Below are 14,159 nucleotides of genomic sequence, written 5' to 3'. Positions count from 1 at the left end.
CTCCGAAAAGAGGGACTCCACTCGGTTCGCTGTATTCACGGCGCCTCTATCATCGCTGCGTGTCATCGTTGCGTGCCAATCTTGCGTGTCATCGTTGCGTGCCAATCTTGCGTGTCATCGTTGCGTGTCACCGTTGCCTGCATGGCCGTGAGCCGGGCTGAACCCCGACTCCCAGCGCCAGCTGTCGGCCACCATATCTCGTAGCCCGCGGGTCGATTTCCAGCCCAGTGCCTGCCGGGCCTTGCTGGGGTCCGCCCAGCACTCAGGGATGTCGCCGGGACGGCGCGCGTCGAACCTCCAGGGGATAGCCTGACCGGAAACCTCCCGGTAGGTCTCGACGACCTGTAGCACGCTGTGTCCAACCCCGGTACCCAGATTGTAGACGTGCACCCCACGATCCGCTTGGTGGGCGTCGAGCGCGCGGATATGGCCCCGCGCCAAGTCCTCCACATGAATGTAATCGCGGATCGCCGTGCCGTCCTGGGTCGGGTAATCGTTGCCGAACACCCGGAGGCAATCCAGCGAGCCGCGGGCCACCCGACCAATGGCTGGAACCAGGTTCTGCGGCACGCCCAGAGGGTCTTCGCCGAGCAGTCCCGACGGGTGCGCGCCTACCGGATTGAAATAGCGTAGGATCATCGCGCTAAAGCCCGGATCCGCCGCCGCCACGTCGCATAGAATCTGCTCGATCATGTGTTTGGTGCGCCCGTACGGATTCGTCGGTGACAGGCGCGCGCTCTCGGTGATGGGGACCTGGTCGGGCTTGCCATAGACGGTTGCTGACGAGCTGAACACCAGTCGCGTCACATCTGCTTTCCGCATACCCTCGAGCAGTCCCAGGGTTCCGGTAACGTTGTTGGCATAATAGCGCAGCGGCTGCTCCGTGGACTCGCCCACGGCCTTCAGACCTGCGAAATGCAACACCGATCCGATCCGATGTTGCCGGAACACCGCTTCCAGCAGCTCGGGATCGCCCATGTCACCTCGAAAGAAGGGCGGTCGTGCTCCGCCGAGCTCTTCGAGCCGGTCCAACACCTCGAGCTTGCTGTTGGCCAGATTGTCGAGGATGACCGGCTGCAGGCCCGCCTCGACCAGCTCGAGGCACGTATGGCTGCCGATGTAGCCCAGCCCGCCTGTTACTAGGACTTTGGATCCGTCCATCTTGATTTCTTTCCTATTGGCGAACCGACGAAATGCGGCGCATGCGGTTGGGATCTACATGCGGTTGGGATGACATGCGGCTGGGATCGACATGCGGCTGGGATCGACATGCGGCTGGGATGACATGCGGCTGGGATCGATATGCGCTTGGGATCGATATGCGCTTGGGATCGATATGCGCTTGGGATCGAGCAAGGGTCGGCGTGAGCCTCGGCAGGCGGCTTCGCACCGCAAGCCAGGTGACGAGAGCGAGCTTGGACCGAGTAGTCCTTAACCAAGATTGCGCGTTTTGCCTGCATCCGGCTAGAAGAATGGCGTCATCCGCAGAGCCAAGATCCACGATGGCTTGAAAAAAAGCGACAGGCCAAGGATAACGCGCTCGCATGCTGCTAGACTCGAACCGAGCATGAGAGCCATTTCGCAATCGGAGATAGGCCCTTTCGCGCACCTTCTTCAAGCGAACGCGGACGTAAGGTGCGTCATCAAGGACGCCAAGCACCGGTTCCTGTACGTGAATGAGACTTGGTTGATCTGCTTTGGATACAAGGAGCAGAACCAAGTGATCGGCCTTACCGATCACGATCTCTTCCCCGACTGGAGGGCTTCTCGCTATCTGGCAGAAGAAAAGCAGATTCTCGGCCACGGTGCCGTGCTCGATTACGAGGAGCTCTCGCTCAACGCAGACGGTGAAGTCGAACGCTGGCGCACGCTCAAGGCTCCCTGGCTTCGAGCCGGGCAGATTCACGGCATCACCAACATCGGCCTGCGTTTCATCTCCGCGGGATCGCTGGAGAGCCGCAGCGACGTGGTGCCGGAAATCGTACGCCGCTTCGCAAAGCACGCCTGCGGTCCGGCGACCATCGGTGAGATCGCCGAGGAGCTCGGAATGTCCCGGCGCACCTTCGAGCGCCGCTTCCGGAGGATCATGCAGGAGACACCGCAGCAGTTCCGGATGCGCTGCAAGATCGCCAAAGCCAAGCGACTGCTGCGCACGGACGAGCCGCTGGCTTCGATCGCAGCCGCCTGCTGTTTCAGCGACCAAAGCCACTTCACCAACAACTTCGTCAAGCACGTAGGCTGCAGTCCGAGCAGGTTCAGGAAGGAATTCGCTCGGACGGAGGTTCCCAAACACATCGAACGGCAGCCCACGCTACGCTGGGACGGACCGATCACTCAGCGCAGCAGCGCCGTACGCTAGCTACATGCCGGCCCGTGGGGCTCGCTTGACACCACGGGGCCTGCGTGCTTTGTTCCCGCGGCTCGTCCCGGGACGGGAGAAAGAGTGTGAAGCGTACCTACCAGCCTCATCGCACGCGCCGTCTGCGCAGCCACGGCTTTCGTGCCCGGATGAAGACTGCGAGCGGCCGCAGGCTCCTAAGCAACCGCCGTCGCAAAGGGCGCATGCGTCTTGCGGCGACCGTCTACAAGAAGTAGCGGAGGCCAAGGCTCCGCCACAGAATAGGGACCCGCCACACAATAACCTGCCCACCTCGCAGGCTCCAAACGCCGCCGGCCGTGCTGCTCCTCCTCGAAATACTCTCAATATCCGTCGTCGCCGCGCCTTGCCATCGGCGCCCGATCGCCGGCGAACCGCGCAGGGCTTTTCGTGGCGGAGCCTAGCGACCCGGTGTGCCGGTCAGAGCGATTCAGACGCCGGGATCGAGTGCGCCGCCGCTACGAGTACCGAGCGGCTTTGCGGCACGGTGCACGGGTGAGCACGCGCCATCTGACGTTGATCGTGCTCCCGTCCCACGGCCAGGAGCGCCGTCTCGGAGTCTCGGCCGGCCGTAGACTGGGCGGCGCCGTGCAACGAAACCGGGTCAAGCGTCTGGCGCGGGAGGTGTTCAGGCGCAATCGCGAGCTGTTTCCGAGCGCTTGCGACACCGTTATCCTGGCGCGACCAGGAAGCGAGCGGCTCGATTATGCGTCGGTTAGGGTCGAGATCGCCGGTGTCGCCCATCTCCTTGCGCGTGCCGCAAGCCGCGCTACCCGGCTTGAACGTCCCAAGTCGTCATGAGAACGCTCTTACTCGCTCTGATCCGGCTGTACTGGTGGACACTGTCGCCCTTGATTGGGCGCGCCTGCCGCTTCGAGCCCACGTGCTCGCGCTACGCGGCCTCTTGCATAGAGCGCTTCGGAGCTGCTCGCGGATCGTGGCTCGGATTGCGTCGCATCCTGCGCTGTCATCCTTTTTGTGTAGGTGGCTACGATCCGCCGCCGTCACTACCCCAGTGAAGCATGGAAGAGGACAACACACGGCAGCTGCTTACCTTCCTGGCGATCGCAGCGGTGGTGATCGGGGGCTACTTCCTGCTCGAGTGGCGGTGGGGCAGCCCGCCCGCGGACGAGCCCGAAAAGGCCGGGGCGAGCGTTTCGGGGGCCAAGACCAAGGCCGAGCGCGCCAGCGCCAAGCCGGCGGCGGCATCCGGCGGCGAACAAGAGCGGCCGAAGCCGGCGCCGGCCCTCGAGCTCGCGCTGCCCGAGCGCCGGGCGGAGATCGAGAGCGACTCCTATGTGGCGACGGTCAGCAGCATCGACGGGGGGCTCGTATCCTTGAAGCTGAAGGGTGCGCGCTACCGAACCAACGGCAGCGCCATGGACCTTGTCACGACGGACAAGCCGCGCTACTTGTCGCTCGCCTTCGAGATCGACGGCCTCGAGAGCGGCAAGCGGCGCTGGCAGATCGAGCGCCTCAGCCCGCAGGCAGTCAGACTGAGGTGGCAGGGGGACGGGCTGCGGGTCGTGCGCAAGCTCGAAACGGGCGCGGGACCGTACCAGCTCTGGGTGACGACCCGAGTGCACAACGCCTCGGCGGACCCCCGCAGCGTGCGGCTTCGAATCGCGACCCACCACTACGTGGAAGCCAGCGCCGAAGAGGGTGGTTTCCTGGCGGTGCGATCCCCTGCGGTCAGCAACGGCCTTTGCCATACCGAGGGAGCGACCGAACGGCTTGACAAGGAAGATCTGGCGCAGCCGCAGCGCTTCAAGCAGAACATCAAGTTCGCAGCGGTAGAGAATGTCTATTTTCTGGGCGCGGTGGTGCCGGTCGATCCCGCGGCCCAAGACTGTACCCTGCGTGCTTCCGAACGCGGGGGCTCTTTAGGCAGCCCCGAGGGCACGCTCTTTTCGAGCAGGCTGCGTTACCCCGAGCTCGAGCTCGAGCCCGGACAACAGACCCAGTACAGGGCGCTGGCCTACTTCGGCCCCAAGACACCCAGGGACCTCGAGCGAGCAGGTCATGCTCTGCCCGAGGCTATCGACCTCGGCTTCTTCGCGCAGATCTCGTCGAGCATGACCGCGCTGCTGCGGCGGATCCACGACTACGTGGGCAACTGGGGCCTGGCTATCATCCTGCTCACCTTCCTGGTGAAGCTGGTTCTGTATCCGCTCACCGAAAAGAGCTTTCGCTCGATGGCGAGGCAGCGCGAGCTCAAACCCGAGCTGGATCGGATCAACAAGCTGTACGCCGACGACCGCGAAAAAAAGGGCGCGGCGGTCATGGAGCTCTACCGCAAGAACGGGATCAACCCCATGGGCGGTTGTCTGCCTCAACTGCTCCAGCTGCCCGTTTGGTGGGCACTGTACACGTCGTTGTCGAGCAACGTCGAATTGTTCAGAGCGCCGTTCGTGCTGTGGTGGACGGACCTGTCTTCCCCCGATCCCTTCTTCGTTCTACCCGTGGCCCTGGGCCTGTTGATGTTCGTGCAGCAGAAGATGACGCCGACCACGATGGACCCGGTGCAGGCCAAGGTCATGATGTACATGATGCCGATCATGATCACGAGCTTCATGCTGTTCTTGCCCGAGGGTCTGTGCTTGTACATGTTCACCAACTCCGCGCTCAGCATCGGCCAGCAGCAGTTCATCGAGCGCCGCCTCAAGCGTGCGTCGCAGGGCAAACAAGGCGCGGTCGTGTCGCCCCTGGAGCCCGCCGCCGCTACCGCAGGCGCCAAGGGTGCGGAGGCCCCGAGCAGCTCCCCGAGCGTGACCCGCCTGCGCTCGAAGCCAAGTAAACCTCAACGCTCGAATCGGAGGTCTCGACGTGGTCGAAAGTAGACATCCCGACGAAACCGAAGGCGCGCTCTTCCTTGACGACGACGCTGCAGAAGCCAGCGACCCGATGTGCAGCGCCGACGACGGAAAGGCCGAGCGATCGCAACAAGTTCTCGAGGGTATTCTCGGCCACATGGGGCTCACCACGCATATCACGCTGCGAGAAAACGGTGAGCGAGTCGTGCTTGACGTGCAGGGCGCGGACGCCGGCCGAGTGATCGGCAAGAAGGGTCAAACCCTCGATGCGATTCAGTTCCTGGTCAACAAGATCGTGAACCGACAGCCTGAAGCGCGGCGCCACGTAATAGTCGATTCCGGCAACTACCGGGAGCGCCGGGACAACGGTCTGGTGTCGATGGCACGCCGCGAAGCGCGTCGCGCCATTCAGCAAAGCCGCGTGATCACGCTGGAGCCCATGTCGCCGCGCGATCGGCGCGTGATTCATCTTTCCCTGGCCAAGCTCCCGGGCGTCAGCACCCGCTCGGATGGTGAGGGCATGGAGCGTCGCGTCCGCATCATTCCTTCTCGTGTCCGTCCCCGTCGTTCGCCGGCTCGGCGTTAGGGCTCGCAGCGCCGATACAGGCCGATGCTCCTGGGAGCGTGGCTGCTGGGTACCCGGTAGCGTTTGCGATAAACCAGCACGCTCCCCTCGGGCGCAGCCGGCTCGGGCTCGGTCGCGCTGAACACGAGCGTCCGCTGCGCCAGCTCGAGGCCGAGCGCGAGCCACTCACGAGGCCGGAAGGTGGCACGGGACAGCGCCAGATCCGAGTGGTGTGGCAAGCTCGCAGGGTAGGGCGGGATAGAGGCCTGCTCGATCCGGGTCCGGCCGATCAGGCCCAGGCTCGCTGCGCTTTGGCGCAGGAACGTGACGCGCTTTGCGCGCGCATCAACCAACGTAGCGCTGAGGTCCGGGCGTAACGTCAGCAGCGCAAGCGTGGGCGCTCCGGCCCCGGCACCCACGTCGAGCAGGCGCGAGTGCTTGCAGACGAGCCTCTCGTCGCTCAACATCAGCGCATCCAGCACCAGGACTTCGAGTTGCGCGCGGGGCTCGACGGCTGCGGTCAGGTTCAGGCGGCGGTTCCACTGCGCCACCGCGGACAGGTAGCTGCAAAGCTGCGCGGTTTGCGCTTCATCCAAGGCGCATCCCAGCTGTCGCGCGAAACGTTTCAGCGCTTCGGGCGATACGGGCTTCGCGGCCTGCCGCTCGTGCCTGCCGCTCCTCGTGCCGCGCCCGCTCACTCGCTCGCCATACTCCCTGGCGCAGGATTGCGCCATGCCGCCACCGTTCACCGGGGGCGCTCGCCTCGACGCCGGGGCTGAACGATCCCGCTGCCGCGGCGTCGCGCAGTCGTGCCAAGCATCGCTTGCATGCATGCTATCCGCCGGCCATCTTGTCCCGCGTCCAGCGGCGCCCAGTCCTCACCGAAACACACGAGTTATCCTTCCGCGGGCCCTGAGCGTCGCGGGCCGACAACCGAATGCTGGCTCAGAAGCTAGAAATCGAACCGGCGCTCTGCCAAATGTTCGCCGAGCCTCCCGGGTCGTGGACCCTGAAGCCGCTGCAAGGAGATGCTTCTACCCGCAGCTACTACCGTTTGACGCTGCAGCCGGAGCTGTCGCCGAACCGATTGATCGTCATGCAGCTGGCTGGGTCGCAGGCTCCTGATGCGGGCGCCCAGGATCGAGAGCTGCCTTTCTTGAACGTGCAGCGCTTCCTCGAGCGCAGGGGCGTGCCCGTACCGCGGGTCTACGCGCAGGACCTGGCACGAAACGTGGTGCTGCTCGAAGATCTAGGCGATGAGACCATGGAAGTCAGGCTGCGGGCGACCGCGCCCGAACACTGGACGCATCGGTACGCCGAGGCAGTCGATTTGCTGGTCTACCTGCAGCAGCGTTGCGCCGAGCCTGATCGTGGTTGCGTTGCGTATCAGCGATGCTTCGACGCCGAGCTTCTGCGCTGGGAGCTGGATCACTTCAGGCAGTGGGGGCTCGAGGCGGTGTACGGTCGCCTGCCTGCGTCGGACAGGCGGGGCCTTGATGCGGACTTCGACGAGCTCGTTCAGCTGCTGCTCGGTATGGCCACCGGTTTTGTGCATCGCGATTTCCAGTGCCGCAATCTCATGTGGGCGAGCACCAGATCGCCCGAGCGCCTGACCGTCATCGACTTCCAGGACGCCCTGATCGGACCTCGACCCTACGACCTGGTCGCGCTGCTTTGCGATTCCTACGTTTGCCTGAGCCCAGACCTGCAGCAGGCCATGCTCGATCGCTACCTATCGGCCTCGGGCCTCAGCAGAGTCGAAGCCGAGCGCTTCGAGCTGGCGTTTTGGCGCACGGCCCTTCAGCGCAAGCTCAAGGACGCGGGTCGTTTCATCTATTTGGACCGCATGCGGGCCAACCGCAGCTTCCTGCGCTGGTTTCCTCAGAGTCTTGTCTACGTCGGCCGGGCTTTGGAGCGGCTGGGAGAGCTCCCCGAGCTCGAGCTGCGTCTGAAGCGCTCGATTCCAGGCTTCCCGGGGCCGGTCCCGGTGCCGCAGAGCGTCTGCGACGACCTGGCAGCCGGCGGGCGGCGGTAGCCGGCCGGGCTTCGGTGCCGGTGGAATAAGGCTCCCGCGGGCGATGTTAGGTCAGCGAGGACCGGTACCACCCGCGAATGGGTGAAGTCCGCGTCGTGCTGGGGACCCCGGTGGTTGGTTTGCCAGTCTGCATACCGAGAGTACACTTGGCGCTCGCGCGACCCATGCACCTGGCCCGGCTCACGATAATGGCTGCAGTTTTGCTGCCGACGACGGCATCGGCACAGTGGTGTCCTTCCCAGCAGGAGGCTCGGGTCATGGCCGGTCTGCCGGACACCTTACCCGAGCTGCGAGGTACAGGGCCCAGGCCGGGTCCCCTTGCCAGCGCAGTTGCCGGATGGCGCAACGGCGGCCTGCGTCGTGAATCGCATGCCGCGCTGCTGCCAGGGACGGCTCCGCCGCTTCGTGCTCTACTGTGGTGCATCGCGCCAGACGATCCACGCTGTGCGGCGGCCAGTCCGCTGCAGGTTGGCGGGCCTTGTCCGAGCGATCCGGGTGCAAGCGAGCCTGGTCGGATGAGAGTTGCCGTGGGGCCTGAAGGCGCTGGGGCGCCTCGTTGGAGCGGCCTGCAGCAACCGCAGCCAGGTCACCCGCGCCGCGTCGAGAGACCGCCGAGGTAGCGTCGGCGTTCAGGTTTTCCCAGGCCATCGAGCCAGCTGCAGGCTCGGTACGGAGCTGTGCCTTCGATCCGTTCACCTGCGTGGCGGGCGCTCGAAGATAGCCTTCGGCTGGCTCATGTGCGGGAGGTCCTGTGCGTCACCCCCGGGCGCCTGTTGCGCGCGCCGGCGAAGCGCCGGCTGCGCCCGGCGGCGCAGCCGGCGTACACGGCGTACACGGCGTGTCCTGTAACCCCAAACACTTTGACCCCAAACACTTTTTGGCGTCGTCTCGGCTCTGCACGGGGCGACCGAGGAGAATCAGTCTGATGAGCAAGGGATCGATGATAGTCACTATTCTGGTCGCTTTTGTTGCCGGATTCATGATCGGCAACATCGCCGGTTCGACCGGCTCCGGGGGCAAGGGCGATGAGCACGTTGCAATCGCCGAGGCCGCGGCCGGGGCCGAAGTCGACGGCCCCGAACGTTTCAAAGTCCCGGTCACCGGAGCGCAGCCCAGCCGCGGAACCAAAGACGCGTTGATAACCATCACGGAGTTCAGCGATTACCAGTGTCCGTTTTGCAAGCGGGTCGAGCCCACGATGACGCAGCTCGAGAAGGAGTATGCGGGCAAGCTGAGGATCGTGTGGCGCGACAATCCGCTGCCTTTCCACAAGGACGCCGAGCCCGCGGCGGAGGCTGCCCTCGAGGCGCGCGCACAGGGCGGCGATGCCAAGTTCTGGCAGATGCACAAGCTGCTGTTTGACAATCAGCAGGCCCTAACGCGAGCCGATCTGGACAAGTACGCGCAACAGATCGGGCTCGACATGGGCAAGTTCAAGCGCGCGCTCGACACGCACAGCCACAAGGCTCGCATCAACGCCGACAAGCAGCTGGCGGCCAAGGTGGGCGCTCGCGGCACGCCGGCGTTCTTCATCAACGGACGTTTCCTGTCGGGCGCGCAACCGATCCAGAACTTCAAGAACATCATCGATGACGAGCTCAAGCGCGCCGAGCGGCTCGTGAAAAAGGGCGTCTCCAAGGCGAAGCTGTACGCCACGCTCACCAAGAACGCCAAGACCGAAGCTGCACCGCCCGCGCCGGCTCGACAGCAGGCGCGTCGTCAGCCGGACCCCAGGGCTGTGTACAAGGTGCCGGTGGGCAGTTCCGCGCAAAAGGGTCCCAAGGACGCCTTGGTCACGATCGTGGAATTCAGCGACTTCCAATGTCCATTCTGCAGTCGCGTCGGGCCCACGCTCGCGCAGATCGAGAAGGAGTACGGATCGCAGGTTCGTGTCGTCTTCAAGCACAATCCGCTGCCCTTCCACAAGGAAGCGGGTCCGGCTGCCCAGGCCGCTATCGAGGCCCAGAAACAAGGCAAGTTCTGGGAAATGCACGACAAGTTGTTCGAGAACCAGCGCGCGCTCACACGGGCGGATTTGGACAAGTACGCCAAGGAGCTCGGGCTGAACATGGCGCGTTTCAAGAAAGCGCTGGATTCGAACAAGTATCAGGCCGTTATCGACGAAGATCAGAAGCTAGCCCGGTCTCTTGGCGCCTCGGGCACGCCCTCGTTCTTCATCAATGGCCGCAGCCTGCGCGGTGCTCAGCCTTTCCCGTCCTTCAAGACGCTGATCGACGAGGAGCTCAACAAGGCGAAGGCGTTGGCCCGCAGCGTTCCAAAGGGACAGCTGTACGCCAAGATCATCGCGCAGGGTGCGACGGCGCCCAAGTACATCGATGCGCCGGCTCCGAGCCCGGGCGCAGCCCCGGCGCCAGCCCCGGACAAGGTGTACGCCATCCCCGTTCCGACCAATGCTCCGCGTAAGGGGTCTCGCAAGGCCAAAGTCGTCATTCAGGAGTTCAGCGACTTCCAGTGTCCGTTCTGCAGCCGTGTCTTGCCCACGATGAAGCAGGTCATGGACCAGTACGGAGACAAGGTAGCCCTGGTGTGGCGCAACTACCCGCTTCCTTTCCACAACGAAGCCATGCCAGCCGCACAAGCGGCGCTCGAAGTGTTCGCGCAAGGCGGCGTGAAGAAGTTCTGGGCCTACCATGACCTGTTGTTTGCCAATCAGCGTGCGCTATCGCGCGCCGACCTGAGGAAATACGCGCAGCAGGTCGGGGGCATCGATCTCGCACGCTTCAAGAAGGCGCTCGACGCCAACAAACACAAGAAGGCCGTCGAAGCCGACATGGAAGCGGTTCGCAAGGCCGGTGCTCAGATCGGCACGCCTTCGTTCTTCATCAACGGCCGACTGCTGCAGGGAGCCCAGCCGTTTCAAGCGTTTAAGGCGGCTGTCGATCGCGCCCTGGAGGAGAGCTAGCTCGTTTCTGTCCACAATGGCGCCAGGGCGGCTTTCGTCCTCAGAGCGAAGCTCGGAATAGCGCTGCTATTCCTTCGCTCCGCTCTTGCGGGCGTGCTCGCCTTGGCATCCATTGTGGGCCGGAGCAACGGGTGCGGTGGCTCTGGCGTCGATTCTGGTTACGATTTGACACGTCGCGAGGCGCCTATTACATAAGCGCGGCCGTGTCGGGCACCCCGGTCGAGCGCTCGGCGGCAGCCACGGGGTCAGAGGGTTGGCGATGGCCAGACAGCGCGCGGACAACGAGCGTCCAGTGGTTGAAGAGCTGCATTTCCGGAGCGATAACGCGTTCCTCTGCCTGCTGCTGAACCGGCGCACGAAGACGATACGCGTGATCGACTTCAGGGCCGGCGCCCTGCCGGCCAAAAGACTGTTCATTCAGTCAGTGGCACACCGCGAGGGCATCGACAAGGTCATTATCCTCGTCGAAAAGGACGAGGTCTCGTCGTGGACTCGGGTGGGCTTCGTTCGCGAGGGCACCGTGCCTGGCTTCTACAAGCGCAGCGATGGGCATCTGGTGGGCTGCGTGATCGGCGATAAGACCGCCTCCATCGAGGTGGACGACCAAGGCCAGAGGCTTGCGGACCGGACGGTCAACGCGGCCAAGAAGGCCGCCAAGGAACTCGCAAGAAGCCACGTGGCGCTCCGGGGGGTCGATATGAGCGTCGCGGCCCAGGCCCGCGATCAGATGTGGCATAGGGGGCACGGGCTCGGCAGCTTCGATCCGTTCGGGCGGGACGCGCTCAGGCTCTTTCTCGATGTCGTGCCGAAGCGCGGCAAGGCGAATTACCTCTCGGCCGAGTTTCAGGACTGCTTCGGCCACTCGCTGATCGAGGTGCTGCGATCGCCACGCAGCGAGTCCGACGTGGTTGCCGTAGTAGAGGGTCTGCGTTCGTTTTCCGACGAGCTCAGGCGGCGCGGCATCGTATCCGCATTTGGATTCGCACCCAGCGAAGACGTGGCGTTGTCTACGGCGTACGTCGGCTCGGGGTTCCGCAAGACCGGGCTGCTGGCGCGGGGCCTCCAAGTGGGAGGCAAGCGCTCCGACGCCATTCTGTGGTCCAAGAAACTTGCAAATCCCGGCGAACCGGACGAACTGTCATGAGGGTGGCAGCGGGGACCGCGAGCCCGTAATCGGGGCGTTTGTGGAGGCGTTGCTCAGGGTGCCTACCTATGTGTATGTGTGCGACGGCTGCACCAGCGAATTCGAACGCGAGCAGCGCATCAGCGAAGACCCGATCAAGGAGTGTCCGAACTGCGGGGCATCCAAGGCGCGCCGGTTGATCACGCAGGGTAACTTCATTCTCAAGGGGCGTGGCTGGTACGCCGACGGCTACGGTTCGAAAAAGGCGCCGGAGGACAAGCCCGACAAGTCGAAGCCCGGCAAGGACGCACAAGCGGACAAGGGCGAATCGACCAAGGCCGGCCCGGGCCAATCCAACGCATCGGATACGGCCTCGACCAAGGCGTCCGGCGAGTCGTCGTCATCGAAGTCGGGCACCGGCAAGAACGCCGCCTAGGCGGGAGGCCGGTACACAGGACGCTCGCTCAAGCTGGTCCACGCTGTTGGCTGGCTGAACACCACGGCGATAAGCAACGCTCAAGCACGAGGGACACCACCACCAGGAACGTTCGAACGGTCATGTTGCGGCTGCATGTCGCGCTCCGCGACCGCAAGGATTCTGCGTACAGGGCGGCGCTCCGTCAACAAAGCTCGGGCGTCACCCTCGGCGCGTCCAAGAGCTTGCCGATGCAGGTCCGAGCACTATCGTCCCAGCACGACGTCGATTCCCGCAAGCACGAGCTCGAGTTTACTCTCCGGCAGCCTGCCGGCCCTTTCGACGAGCGCCTGGCGATCGAGCGTGAAGACCTGCGACACGTTCGCGACGGATTGCTTCGGCAGTCCCGTGGCTCTCGTGCCGAGCAGCGCGTTGCCAGGGGCATCCGCCCATTTGAGATTGCTTGTGAGCGAGACGCACACGATCGTCGCGATGCGACTTCGATTGAACGCGTCGCACTGCACCACTAGCACCGGCCTGCGGAAACCCGGCTCAGACCCAGCTGGCTCCCCGAGGTCTGCCCACCACACCTCGCCCTGGTTGACTACCACTCCGTGCGTCCGAGGGTTTTTCTTGCAGCCCAGGCGCCGAATTCGTCGCGCCCTCCGTCCAGTTCGTCACACAGCTTGTCGAGCGCCTGCGTGACGCGATCCGGAGCATGGCGCGCAAGGAACTCCTTCAATGCACGAGCGTATAGCTCGCTACGGGACACCTCGAGGCGCTTGGCCATGCGCTCGGCCTGGGCAAACACCTCGTCGGGCAACGAGATGGCCGTCTTCATACCGATAGTATAACCATGCTCCCATCGCGGTCAAACCAAGCGGCGCTGTGGCGCCAGAAAAGCGCCAGTACCTGAACAGTGGGAGTAGCGCGCCGCGGAGCGAATTGACTTCACTTCTTACATGGAGTCACAATCCCTGGGCCGGGGACGCTCGGCGAGCCCGGCTGACGGGCTAACACATAGTGGGGCCAGGGTAGGGTAGGGTAAGGACAGGACACCCATGGTAAGGACGTCCAACTGGTGTCAGAGATGTGAAGTCTTTGCACTGCACAGCACTGTGACTTTTGGTCAACAGGATACGATAACAACACCCAGCGATCATCTCAATCGTTGGCAGGCATGTCTGAGGCATGTCTGGCAACCGTGGACTGGGATGGTCCCCTGGTCACTCTTGACCCATTGAAGATCGAGGAGGTGCTGCACCATCCCTCCAGTCCACTGCCCGATCCCGACCTCAACATGGACAGCTCATGCAGCGCGTGCCCGCCGCATACTGCCATCGGCGATCCGCCGCTGCACGTGGTGGCTGGCACCGACCAGTTCCAATGCGGAGCCTGCGGCGAGAGGCAGGTAGCGATAGGCCCACTCTGCCAGGACTGCGCGCCTAACCAATTCGCGAACTGGGCCGCCGATACCTGCGAGTGCTGTCCTGCAGGCCAGATCATGAGCGACGCTGGCGCCAACACATGTGACCTCTGCGCTCTGGGGTTCGGTTCGAACAGCACCTCCGATGCGTTGGGAGTGGTAACGTGTGGGGATGCATGTATCCAGTGTCCTGCCGATGTCACGGAGGAGGCTGTTAAACTCGCGGGCGACTGCCCCGCGGTGCTCACGTACAGTTCGGCGTCAACGCAAGCCGATTCGCTAGTGTGCCCGGACGTCTGGGTGGAGCTTCAGGCACTGGCCGCGATCAGCGCCAAGCCCGCCCTCGAGATATCAGCGACCGCAATCGGTGCGGCGTCAATGGATGAGGCGACCTGCACGGCCACAACGGTGGGCTACGATCTTTGAGCCAGACGGTGCAGGTGGCTGGACGCTCCGGTCCAGCACCTCTGGTACTGGCGTCG

16 protein-coding genes are annotated in these 14,159 nt (G+C 64.0%); 11 read left to right on the top strand and 5 right to left on the bottom strand.

Annotation, left to right across the window (positions count from 1 at the left end):
* Window positions 1–114: 114 nt before the first annotated feature.
* The gene (gene galE / locus MJD61_21190) at window positions 115–1,161 is read right to left on the bottom strand and encodes a UDP-glucose 4-epimerase GalE (protein ID MCG8557774.1); all 1,047 of its coding nucleotides are present in this window, start codon (window positions 1,159–1,161) and stop codon (window positions 115–117) included.
* 406 nt (window positions 1,162–1,567) lie between these two features.
* On the opposite strand from galE, the gene MJD61_21185 reads away from it, so the two are divergent.
* The 6 genes from MJD61_21185 to MJD61_21160 all read left to right on the top strand — a co-directional run bounded on the left by MJD61_21185 (window position 1,568) and on the right by MJD61_21160 (window position 5,776).
* Window positions 1,568–2,359: an AraC family transcriptional regulator gene (locus tag MJD61_21185; GenBank protein MCG8557773.1), complete on the top strand. Its 792-nt coding sequence runs from the start codon at window positions 1,568–1,570 to the stop codon at window positions 2,357–2,359.
* 86 nt (window positions 2,360–2,445) lie between these two features.
* Entirely contained in the window at window positions 2,446–2,595 is a 150-nt protein-coding gene (gene rpmH, locus MJD61_21180) for a 50S ribosomal protein L34 (protein ID MCG8557772.1), read from the top strand.
* Between the two features lie 229 nt (window positions 2,596–2,824).
* On the top strand, window positions 2,825–3,178 hold the full coding sequence (rnpA, locus tag MJD61_21175) for a ribonuclease P protein component (GenBank protein ID MCG8557771.1): 354 nt from the start codon (window positions 2,825–2,827) through the stop codon (window positions 3,176–3,178).
* Entirely contained in the window at window positions 3,175–3,396 is a 222-nt protein-coding gene (gene yidD / locus MJD61_21170) for a membrane protein insertion efficiency factor YidD (protein ID MCG8557770.1), read from the top strand. The genes rnpA and yidD overlap by 4 nt, the downstream gene beginning before the upstream one ends.
* 3 nt (window positions 3,397–3,399) lie before the next feature.
* Window positions 3,400–5,217 carry a membrane protein insertase YidC gene (gene yidC, locus MJD61_21165; GenBank protein ID MCG8557769.1) on the top strand — a complete coding sequence of 606 codons (1,818 nt, stop codon included), beginning with the start codon at window positions 3,400–3,402 and terminating at the stop codon, window positions 5,215–5,217.
* Window positions 5,204–5,776, top strand: a complete 573-nt coding sequence (locus MJD61_21160) for a KH domain-containing protein (protein ID MCG8557768.1) — start codon at window positions 5,204–5,206, stop codon at window positions 5,774–5,776. The genes yidC and MJD61_21160 overlap by 14 nt, the downstream gene beginning before the upstream one ends.
* Here MJD61_21160 and MJD61_21155 read toward each other — a convergent pair.
* On the bottom strand, window positions 5,773–6,489 hold the full coding sequence (locus MJD61_21155; GenBank protein MCG8557767.1) for a class I SAM-dependent methyltransferase: 717 nt from the start codon (window positions 6,487–6,489) through the stop codon (window positions 5,773–5,775). The two genes, MJD61_21160 and MJD61_21155, sit on opposite strands and share 4 nt — an antisense overlap.
* 203 nt (window positions 6,490–6,692) lie before the next feature.
* Between MJD61_21155 and MJD61_21150 the strand changes: the two genes are divergently transcribed.
* Window positions 6,693–7,790, top strand: a complete 1,098-nt coding sequence (locus tag MJD61_21150; protein ID MCG8557766.1) for a phosphotransferase — start codon at window positions 6,693–6,695, stop codon at window positions 7,788–7,790.
* A 255-nt stretch (window positions 7,791–8,045) separates the two neighbouring features.
* Here MJD61_21150 and MJD61_21145 read toward each other — a convergent pair whose 3' ends face one another.
* The gene (locus MJD61_21145) at window positions 8,046–8,438 is read right to left on the bottom strand and encodes a hypothetical protein (GenBank protein ID MCG8557765.1); all 393 of its coding nucleotides are present in this window, start codon (window positions 8,436–8,438) and stop codon (window positions 8,046–8,048) included.
* A gap of 277 nt (window positions 8,439–8,715) precedes the next feature.
* Here MJD61_21145 and MJD61_21140 point away from each other — a divergent pair, with 277 nt between their 5' ends.
* The 3 genes from MJD61_21140 to MJD61_21130 all read left to right on the top strand — a co-directional run bounded on the left by MJD61_21140 (window position 8,716) and on the right by MJD61_21130 (window position 12,272).
* Window positions 8,716–10,713 carry a thioredoxin domain-containing protein gene (locus tag MJD61_21140; protein MCG8557764.1) on the top strand — a complete coding sequence of 666 codons (1,998 nt, stop codon included), beginning with the start codon at window positions 8,716–8,718 and terminating at the stop codon, window positions 10,711–10,713.
* A 259-nt stretch (window positions 10,714–10,972) separates the two neighbouring features.
* On the top strand, window positions 10,973–11,857 hold the full coding sequence (locus tag MJD61_21135; protein MCG8557763.1) for a hypothetical protein: 885 nt from the start codon (window positions 10,973–10,975) through the stop codon (window positions 11,855–11,857).
* Complete coding sequence (locus MJD61_21130) at window positions 11,823–12,272, top strand: zinc ribbon domain-containing protein (GenBank protein MCG8557762.1); 450 nt, start codon at window positions 11,823–11,825, stop codon at window positions 12,270–12,272. The genes MJD61_21135 and MJD61_21130 overlap by 35 nt, the downstream gene beginning before the upstream one ends.
* A 245-nt stretch (window positions 12,273–12,517) precedes the next feature.
* On the opposite strand, the gene MJD61_21125 is transcribed toward MJD61_21130, so the two are convergent.
* Window positions 12,518–12,862 carry a type II toxin-antitoxin system PemK/MazF family toxin gene (locus MJD61_21125; protein MCG8557761.1) on the bottom strand — a complete coding sequence of 115 codons (345 nt, stop codon included), beginning with the start codon at window positions 12,860–12,862 and terminating at the stop codon, window positions 12,518–12,520.
* Complete coding sequence (locus MJD61_21120) at window positions 12,856–13,092, bottom strand: hypothetical protein (protein ID MCG8557760.1); 237 nt, start codon at window positions 13,090–13,092, stop codon at window positions 12,856–12,858. The genes MJD61_21125 and MJD61_21120 overlap by 7 nt, the downstream gene beginning before the upstream one ends.
* A gap of 339 nt (window positions 13,093–13,431) precedes the next feature.
* Here MJD61_21120 and MJD61_21115 point away from each other — a divergent pair, with 339 nt between their 5' ends.
* Window positions 13,432–14,103, top strand: coding sequence for a hypothetical protein (locus tag MJD61_21115; GenBank protein MCG8557759.1), 672 nt, complete (start codon window positions 13,432–13,434; stop codon window positions 14,101–14,103).
* Window positions 14,104–14,159 lie beyond the last annotated feature (56 nt).

Source organism: Pseudomonadota bacterium (assembly GCA_022361155.1).
Lineage (GTDB): Bacteria > Myxococcota_A > Polyangia > Polyangiales > JAKSBK01 > JAKSBK01.
This window is presented reverse-complemented; position numbering and strand designations above follow the sequence as displayed.

Bases quoted from the DNA above. Each gene is read 5' to 3' on its own strand.
- MJD61_21185 (MCG8557773.1), top strand. From the start codon at position 1,568: ATGAGAGCCATTTCGCAATCGGAGATAGGCCCTTTCGCGCACCTTCTT.
- yidD (MCG8557770.1), top strand. From the start codon at position 3,175: ATGAGAACGCTCTTACTCGCTCTGATCCGGCTGTACTGGTGGACACTG.
- MJD61_21120 (MCG8557760.1), bottom strand. From the start codon at position 13,092: ATGAAGACGGCCATCTCGTTGCCCGACGAGGTGTTTGCCCAGGCCGAG.
- MJD61_21115 (MCG8557759.1), top strand. From the start codon at position 13,432: ATGTCTGAGGCATGTCTGGCAACCGTGGACTGGGATGGTCCCCTGGTC.
- MJD61_21145 (MCG8557765.1), bottom strand. From the start codon at position 8,438: ATGGCCTGGGAAAACCTGAACGCCGACGCTACCTCGGCGGTCTCTCGA.
- MJD61_21135 (MCG8557763.1), top strand. From the start codon at position 10,973: ATGGCCAGACAGCGCGCGGACAACGAGCGTCCAGTGGTTGAAGAGCTG.
- galE (MCG8557774.1), bottom strand. From the start codon at position 1,161: ATGGACGGATCCAAAGTCCTAGTAACAGGCGGGCTGGGCTACATCGGC.
- MJD61_21150 (MCG8557766.1), top strand. From the start codon at position 6,693: ATGCTGGCTCAGAAGCTAGAAATCGAACCGGCGCTCTGCCAAATGTTC.
- MJD61_21155 (MCG8557767.1), bottom strand. From the start codon at position 6,489: ATGGCGCAATCCTGCGCCAGGGAGTATGGCGAGCGAGTGAGCGGGCGC.
- MJD61_21140 (MCG8557764.1), top strand. From the start codon at position 8,716: ATGAGCAAGGGATCGATGATAGTCACTATTCTGGTCGCTTTTGTTGCC.
- yidC (MCG8557769.1), top strand. From the start codon at position 3,400: ATGGAAGAGGACAACACACGGCAGCTGCTTACCTTCCTGGCGATCGCA.